Source organism: Bartonella sp. TT119HLJHH (assembly GCF_042193385.1).
In the GTDB taxonomy this organism is placed as follows: domain Bacteria; phylum Pseudomonadota; class Alphaproteobacteria; order Rhizobiales; family Rhizobiaceae; genus Bartonella.
Window position 1 is genome coordinate 8786 of the sequence record NZ_JBHILS010000005.1, and the last position, 8015, is coordinate 16800.

At 36.4% G+C, this 8015-nt stretch carries 5 protein-coding genes; 2 read left to right on the forward strand and 3 right to left on the reverse strand.

Annotated elements, in window-relative coordinates:
* Positions 1–180 precede the first annotated feature (180 nt).
* Both ACFIJL_RS03845 and ACFIJL_RS03850 read left to right on the forward strand, forming a co-directional pair.
* On the forward strand, positions 181–546 hold the full coding sequence (locus ACFIJL_RS03845) for a hypothetical protein (protein WP_375622698.1): 366 nt from the start codon (positions 181–183) through the stop codon (positions 544–546).
* Between the two features lie 44 nt (positions 547–590).
* A complete protein-coding gene (locus tag ACFIJL_RS03850) occupies positions 591–1040 on the forward strand; it encodes a hypothetical protein (protein WP_375622700.1) in 450 nt (149 codons plus the stop codon).
* Between the two features lie 1308 nt (positions 1041–2348).
* Here the strand turns inward: ACFIJL_RS03850 and ACFIJL_RS03855 are convergent.
* The 3 genes from ACFIJL_RS03855 to ACFIJL_RS03865 all read right to left on the reverse strand — a co-directional run bounded on the left by ACFIJL_RS03855 (position 2349) and on the right by ACFIJL_RS03865 (position 7935).
* Positions 2349–3110: a DUF4167 domain-containing protein gene (locus tag ACFIJL_RS03855; RefSeq protein WP_375622702.1), complete on the reverse strand. Its 762-nt coding sequence runs from the start codon at positions 3108–3110 to the stop codon at positions 2349–2351.
* A gap of 1670 nt (positions 3111–4780) precedes the next feature.
* Positions 4781–5224, reverse strand: coding sequence for a hypothetical protein (locus ACFIJL_RS03860; RefSeq protein ID WP_375622704.1), 444 nt, complete (start codon positions 5222–5224; stop codon positions 4781–4783).
* A 2225-nt stretch (positions 5225–7449) separates the two neighbouring features.
* The gene (locus tag ACFIJL_RS03865) at positions 7450–7935 is read right to left on the reverse strand and encodes a hypothetical protein (protein ID WP_375622706.1); all 486 of its coding nucleotides are present in this window, start codon (positions 7933–7935) and stop codon (positions 7450–7452) included.
* Positions 7936–8015 lie beyond the last annotated feature (80 nt).

Below are 8015 nucleotides of genomic sequence, written 5' to 3' on the forward strand. Positions count from 1 at the left end.
CGCTTGGGAACTGCGCTTGGGAACTGCGCTTGGGAACTGCGCTTGGGAACTGCGCTTGGGAACTGCGCTTGGGAACTGCGCTTGGGAACTAAAAAACTTTGAAAACGTTTAACAATGAAGAAGCCCCTAGGCTGACAAATTCGAGTCTATGCTGTCAACCTGTTGTTTGGAAAATAATTTATGAACCCCCTTGTTTTTATCCTCTTATTGGTTTCATGTACAGATGATTTTAACAGTTGCTATTCAAACAATACAATGGTTAAAACCTACCCAACGGCTCAAGCCTGTGAACAAGCCATGATACCGTCCACAAAAAAGTTTGCACTTTATGGACAACAAATTTTTGCCCAATGTATAAACGTACACCCCAATTTACATCAACAAGAAGTAAAGTTGATCTGGTCTGTAACAAACCATGGAAATTTCCTGCTTAAAAGCCAAAACGTAAAGGACAAGCTGTCTACAGTCCACAAAGAAGACATTTTACCAACATTGCCTTCTCTTCTGCGTTCTTCTTCCACAAATCTCTTGCACAAAAAACTTTAAAAGCATAAACCCATCAGATCTCAAAAAAATAATCAATGGAAGACATGATAGATAATAAGCGAATGCACCCTTCAAAAGACCATCACACAGAGCAAAGTACTCTGCCTCAAGATCTCCCCTTAGATCCTGCTGTAGAACGGGTGAGAAAAAAACTTATGGGGTTAATGATTATTTCCGTTTTAATAACGCTCTTCCTTATTCTGACCGTACTATTTATAATTGTTTATAAAGTGATAACAACGGGATCAGCGCCAAAACAAACAGAGCGATCTTCTTCTCTCAGCAAAAACCCACACGTTATCCATCATACGCTCTCTCTACCAGAAAAAACACAAATTTTGTCGCAAAGCCTCTCAGAGCACAATATTGTACTGAAAATTTTAACCCCTGATGGACAAACAAAATTTATGATTTACAATTATCATACCGGTGCACTTGTCTCCATTCTTTCTGTTGAAACAACAGAAAAAATATCGACAACAACGCCTCATTAAGCAAGCCAACATCAATAAGCGCTGACATAGCATTCTGAAGGTTTAAACATTTTCTGCAAGCCGGCATTATCACACGCTTTACCAGCTTGTGGATGTGACGCCCCCCTTTGGCACGAGAGAGAGATTTCATAAGAGCCATTTTATTCCTTTCTTATAAAATTTACCCACACAGGCTTCTCCCTGCTTGCAACGTGCAAGCGAATGATTTTGCTTGATTCAACATGGGACAAATTTGAAAAGAGAGAATAGGGTTTTAGGGGCTCTCGCCCAACATACAAAACAATGATCATGATAAATCAATGTGATAAGGTTAAAAATATTCACCACGCGGCGGCGGATTTTTCTCTGTATCCCTTCACCTATCCCCAACAAAGAGACAATCTTTTCTGTCAACACATTCCCATTTTTAAGAAAACTGACATCACCTGCGAAAATCAAAAGAAGATGCAAGAAATGCATTTTCTTGAGGATAAAATTTCAACACATTGATTTATAATGATCATTTTTTTGCAAGCCAAACGAAAGCCTCAAATACCGTAAGATTCTCTCATCTCAAATCTATTTATGATGAAGCTCATCAAAATCATTTCCTCACATATCACAGCAAAGAAACATATAAACAAAATACCTCTTATAAACGATCTCAAACGCCAAAGGAAAAGCAGTTGCAACATTGAAAATGAGAAAATTAAAGCAATAACCCCCAGTTTGCATTTTGTATTAAGCAAAGATAGCCGATAGATTTCACATGATAGTATTCATGAGTATCGTCGCGAAATAAGACTTGAAGACATTCGCAAGATATTTCTTTTAAACGCGAGGTATGAATAAACAACGACATTTCGTTCTTCATAAAAGAACGGACTCTTAAAATACACGGGCGGATTTTTCTCTGTATCCCTTCACCTACCCCAGCAAAGAGGCCATCTTTTCCGTCAACACCCCTTGTTAAATTCCTGATACTGCCCGTGAAAATTCAAAGAAAGCGCAAGAAGCTTCTTGAGCATATTACAATTTACCATTCATGATACCAATAACATCACCACGCTCGCGCTACACAGCAACCTTCGGGTTTAAACATTTTCCTCTGCCTCAAGATTGACCACTTGAGCGATGGCACGTCTTTCTCTTTATCCCTTCACCTATCCCCAGCAAAGAGGCCATCTTTTCCGTCAACACCCCTTGTTAAATTCCTGATACTGCCCGTGAAAATTCAAAGAAAGCGCAAGAGGCTTCTTGAGTATATACAATTTACTATCATAATACTAATAACATCACCACGCTCGCGCTACACAGCAACCTTCGGGTTTAAACATTTTCCTCTGCCTCAAGATTAACCACTCGGCGACGGCGCGTCTTTCTCTGTATCCCCTCACCTAATTCAGGCAAGGAAGAATCCTCTTTTGTCACTTTTGATGCATCTCCATTGCTAGAGCTTTCTGCTGTTGTGAGTGAAAGCTCAAAAGATGCTTCATCTTGAGTGCGTACAGTACGTCGACGGGGAGAACGACGTGTTTTTTTGATGGGTTCAACATTTTTCTCAGAGAGACAGTGCTCTTGATCTGTTTTTTCATCCGATAGAGTCTCTAAAGCGTTTTCACGCGCATCTCCATTTTGCACTTTATCATATTGGCCATTGCCATTTTTTTGCGATGACATTTGTAATACATCTGTATCACTCTCAACAGTATCATTTTTTTCACCGTCAAGATTTATTTCACCGCATTCTTGTCCATTGTTTTCATCACGATTTTCGTTTTCATCACCACGATTTTCATCACGCCGAGGCGATTGAGACATTTGCCCAGCTGCTGCTAAAATAATACGCAAATAGTGCTCGGCATGTTGTAAATAATTTTCCGACATAACACGATCACCTGCACCTTGTGCATCACGCGCAAGGCTTATGTATTTATCGGCAATTTGCTGAGCATTCCCGCGAATTTTAACATCCGGACCGCTACTTTCATAATTGCGAGACAACGGATTAGGACCGCGACGATTATTATTGTTATTACCATTATTGTTATTATTGCGACCGCGTACCCGTCTATTTTGTTGTGGCCTCATCTTTATCCCTTTTTGGAGTGTTTGTCTTATGTGTGTCTTAATTGACTCTTCCTCATTGCATTATCTTTTGATAATGCTAATCATGTTTAACATACGATTATCAAGCTATCCGCGTTTATTTCACTCAAACGAACCCTACTGATATTGATAAAAGCATATATTTTCTTGAAAATCACAAAACAGCAGGGAAATCGTAAATCAAAAATTCCCTTTTTCTCTGTCAAACAGCAGAAACCTAATGATGTTCACGTAAAATGCCAAGTGTTTTTTTTAAAATAAACCATATTTCACTAAAAAAATAATTATCTTGTGGAAAACAACAAAGGAAAACACACATATAACACACCTGACAAAGAAAAAAATCCTGCCAGAGAGTATTAGAAGCTTCCTTTTTTGCTCTAAAACCACCGCTCCTAAAAACGCCGATATTCTCTACCCCCTCGTGCATTTAACTCTCAAGCACGTCCATCCCAACGAGTCACTGCGCGAACCTCTTTATTTTATAAATATAGCCTCTCTTCATCGCTAAAGCAACCCCTTGCGAGCGATAATCCACGATCGCCTCACAAAACCTCTTGATTTTTATAGATAGATTAACATGAAGTATTATTCAAGCCCTATAATCACCAAGAGATCAATCTTCTTTCCTAAATAAGCCAACGATACTATCAATTTCTATTTTAACCCATAGACTTTTTAAGTTAATCACAGTCTTTATTTATAACAAATTGAGCTTAAAAACAAAATACTTAAATACAAAAAAATATAAAATTATGAAAAAACTGACCAATATGTCACACTTTTTTAAAAATCAGCTTCTTCTCAAAAAAAGCCCCTCCTCAAAGCCTATCAATAAGAATGGCCTAACGCATTTACTCTCTTATCTTTTCTGATAAAGAAAACTAGAATTATAAAACAAGCACATTTGTAAACCTAGCACAGCGTTTTACGCATGAAGCAGCCTTGAATGTTTATAAAAGGAAGTTTTTTACTCATTTTGTCACGTCTATTGACTTACCCCCTCAAAGAACGAAGATTCTCGAGTCACACTGATCTGTCAACAATAAAAATTCTTATAAAATTCGTACAGTGAATTGGTTTATAATGATAATTCATATTTGTTGTGTTAAGTAAGAAAACTTAATACCGTAGGATTTTTCATTTTCTATCTGTTTTCTGTTGAATCAATCTTTTTTTCTTGCATGTTACACGTGGGAAAACCTGCGTGGAGTAAAAACAATAAAAAAGACTTAAAGTACCTCTTATGAACCGTCTTTAAGGCTAAAGGGCTGTCGAGAGACACCATTGGGAGCAAGCAAAGTGTGAGATAGTACCGGCTTACTCTTTTTCAAACCATAAAGATGAACATACTCTATAAATTTCATACATTTCATGAGGATTATACCATTCACCAGAACCATTACGAAATGGATTTCCCACACTCGTTATTTCCCTTAAAAAAGCGCAACAAATCCTCCTGAAACTCCACCACGCCCCCTTAAACATTTCAAGGAGGCCATCCATACCTTATGTCGCCACACCTTAAATAAGAAGTGCGATATAACAAGATAAATAAATCAAGCTGCTATTGGTCATGAGGCAGATAGTCATTTAAGAGGCTTTTATCTTTTTATCAAAATTCGCATCCTTTTAACTTTCCATATAAAAACTTAAAAGTAATTGCGCCTTTTGCCTGTTTTATTTTCTCTTTCATTCAGAAAACAGTCTCGTAAGAGAAAATAATTTCCATCCCCAGGACGGACCCTCGTCAAACATTGTTTTTTAGCACTATCAGAAAGCTTATCCCACATTTCACGAATAGCAAAATAGGCCTCACTTTCCAAATTAAGACAATGCTGATAAACCTCTCTTTTCATATCGGGCATAACGGAGGCAGAAATTTCCTTGCAATATACGCGTAGATCAAAAACAGGAATAACCAATTCAACGGCTGCTTGTTGTGTTACTTTTTTATGAGAAGAAAAATAACTAACCACCTTAGCAACAACAAAACACAAAAACACTATACAAAAAAGTATTATGCAAACAAAAGCAATCTTGCGATATAATCTTTTGAAATAAGCCTTTTGTCTTGCTCGGATTCTTTTTTCCATAAAGATTGTACCCTTTAACATCCCAAGAGAAGCTTTTACAGCAAAAAATGATAGAAGTATTTGTGTACACAATACAGGTTATAGCAACAAACGATCAAGACTCTTATGTCAAAAGCCCCTCTTTTTTTATCGTATAATTTTTATCGTATAAAATTCTTGTAAAGTACTTTTCTCATGCCCTTTATGAAAAAATAGGGCTGATGATTTTCTCTCATCACCTTTAAAGACGAAGATTCTTCATCCATGCGGATCTATAAACAATTCGTCTTCGTTAAGACATGTCATATTGATTTATAAAGAATATTTATTGTTTTACATGTTGAATGAGAAACCCGAACACCATAGGATTCTCTCATCAGAAGTTTGTTTTCTATTGAAACAATCAAAACCATGTTGCTTACAAGTTACAAGCGGAACTGGTATGTGGATTAAAAACTGTATAAGAAAGGCATATGCCTCTTATGAATCGTCTCACGAACCAAGGCTGTCGTAATATTGGGAGCGAGCAAATACAATGATGGTGCGGGCTTGCCTCTACATAAGCGTAAAGATGGGAGTGCTCAATGGATTGACCATTATTCACCACACAAACACTTCATATATAAAATCTTACACGCCTTCTATTTCCTCCCCCTCAAAAAGCAGTCGCTAACACAAGATAAGAGATTATAGATGTAAAACTCCTAACAAAAAAAGAATGGACTTTCTAATCGAGACCAACAAACACTGTTAAAGACACATTTGCATTTTTGACCATGCTGGCATGTATGATAATAGCCCTTCAAATGCGCCACCATTTTATACTTCACCTCATATCATTCTCCGTCAAACAGTCACAAAGATTCTTTAACTATTCAACGCCTCCCCAACCAAAGCAAAGAAACCAAACCCAGACGCCTGCATTTTTATTTGAATCTTCCCTATTGGGATAAAACACACAAGAATTTAAAGATTTCACAGCAAAACGAAATCACAAAATACAATAATGAGAAATATATCCAAAGCCATCTCAATAACAAATATATAGCGCCCCTGTTATTAGAAAGTAAAAAAGCCGCGCCTTTAAATGGCGCGGCTTATGAATAGAGATATAACTAAATAAAATACAAAAGAAATCAGTAATAAATACTTATACACAAAACGTATAGTATTGCAAGCTTTTTAATTATATTTATAAAAATATCCAAAAAGAGTATAAATAATGATACATTCGTATTGAGAAGAGTTGTTTACAACAATGCACTTTCTAAAATAAAAACGTATCAAATAAATCAACATACTTTGTAGCTTTATCTCAATATAATCCATGAAAAAACACACATGATTTAAGTCCATAATTATAATAAGCCCCGTTCTTTTACGCTTGTAAAAGCTGGTTTTTCTTGACTTTCATCCACCACTTCAAAAGATGAAGATTCTTCACCCAATCTGATCTATCAACAGCTCGGATTGAGCAGTGTCCATTTGGCTTTCTCACATGTGATTGACTTAAACTTAAAGCTCAACAAATAAGCCTGCCTTAAATATTTGCCACGCCTTTTAAAAAACATTTTTTGTATCATGGAGGCTCTTACAAAGAGGCTTGCCTTATATCATCACACCTGAAAGGACAGCCTTTACAGCATAAGCAGGATAAGACAAACAACCGCTTATACCATCTTATATGACAAGAAAACAAGTGAACCTTTAGCCTTCAAGTCTTCTTAAACAGTATAGCATTTCTCTTCGTTTATAAGAAAAGACACAACGATACGCATGATTTTCGTATAGGCATTTTTCTGCTTTTGTCCTTTTGGCAATTAACATTTTCTTTTTATGGGATTTTTAACAAATTAAAATTGCGATAAACTGCACTTTTTCTCTTTTTAAAAAGCGTAAAAACCGCAAATTATTTATAGATTTAAAATCATCAAACGCTCTATCCAAAAGCTTTTTAAAATGATTGCAAGATTTTTTATCTTTTTAAAGCTTCTTTTGCCATGCGTTTCTATTTGGGCATAGCTCCTTACTCTGTAGGCTTTAAAAACTTACCCTTAGATTTCAATATGCGCCCTACTCTCCCCAACAACGCATGATCAACTTATCCAGCAACAACGCTTCTCTATCAATTTTTACCATTTTTTAACATCTCAAACAAAGTGCAATTTCAGGCTCCACCGAAGATATAAATTAGGTTTATCTGATCTATAGCTTCACCCGATACATATTGTTATGATCACTCTATTCTATTTTTCCTTATCTAACAAAGAAGAAATCTTTCCAGAATGCTCAACATTGATGTCTTGAGCAACACTACTGTGTATTTTTAGCGGCTTATGTGCTGTAAATTTTGAAAAAAAGGAGCTGTAGTCTATTTTTGGCGCATCGTATATTGGAGAAAAAACGATGTCTCCAGCGGACAATGATTCTATTTTAATGTCTGGTGCACTCACAATACTGCTTGATGTCGTTATTCCACCACTCACAACACTATTAATACTGTCTTGCTTCTCTTCTTTCTCATTTTTTTTCTGTTCGACATTGGTAAGATCTAGAGCATTTAATTTTTTTTCTAAAGCATCCATGCGCTTTACAATTTTTGTAATATCTTCATATGCTTTCTTCAACAATGCGTTTAAAGGAGCATGTCCCATTCTTCCGCTAGCATAAAGAACCACACGAATACATTCCGGATCATCAATATCAGCAATAGAAAATGGAAAAAGTGCCATTATATCCCCCTTTTTATAAGCTAAACGCGTATTAAGGCCTTTGCATCTCTTTTTTCGTTGTACGGCTCTTGCATTTCTCA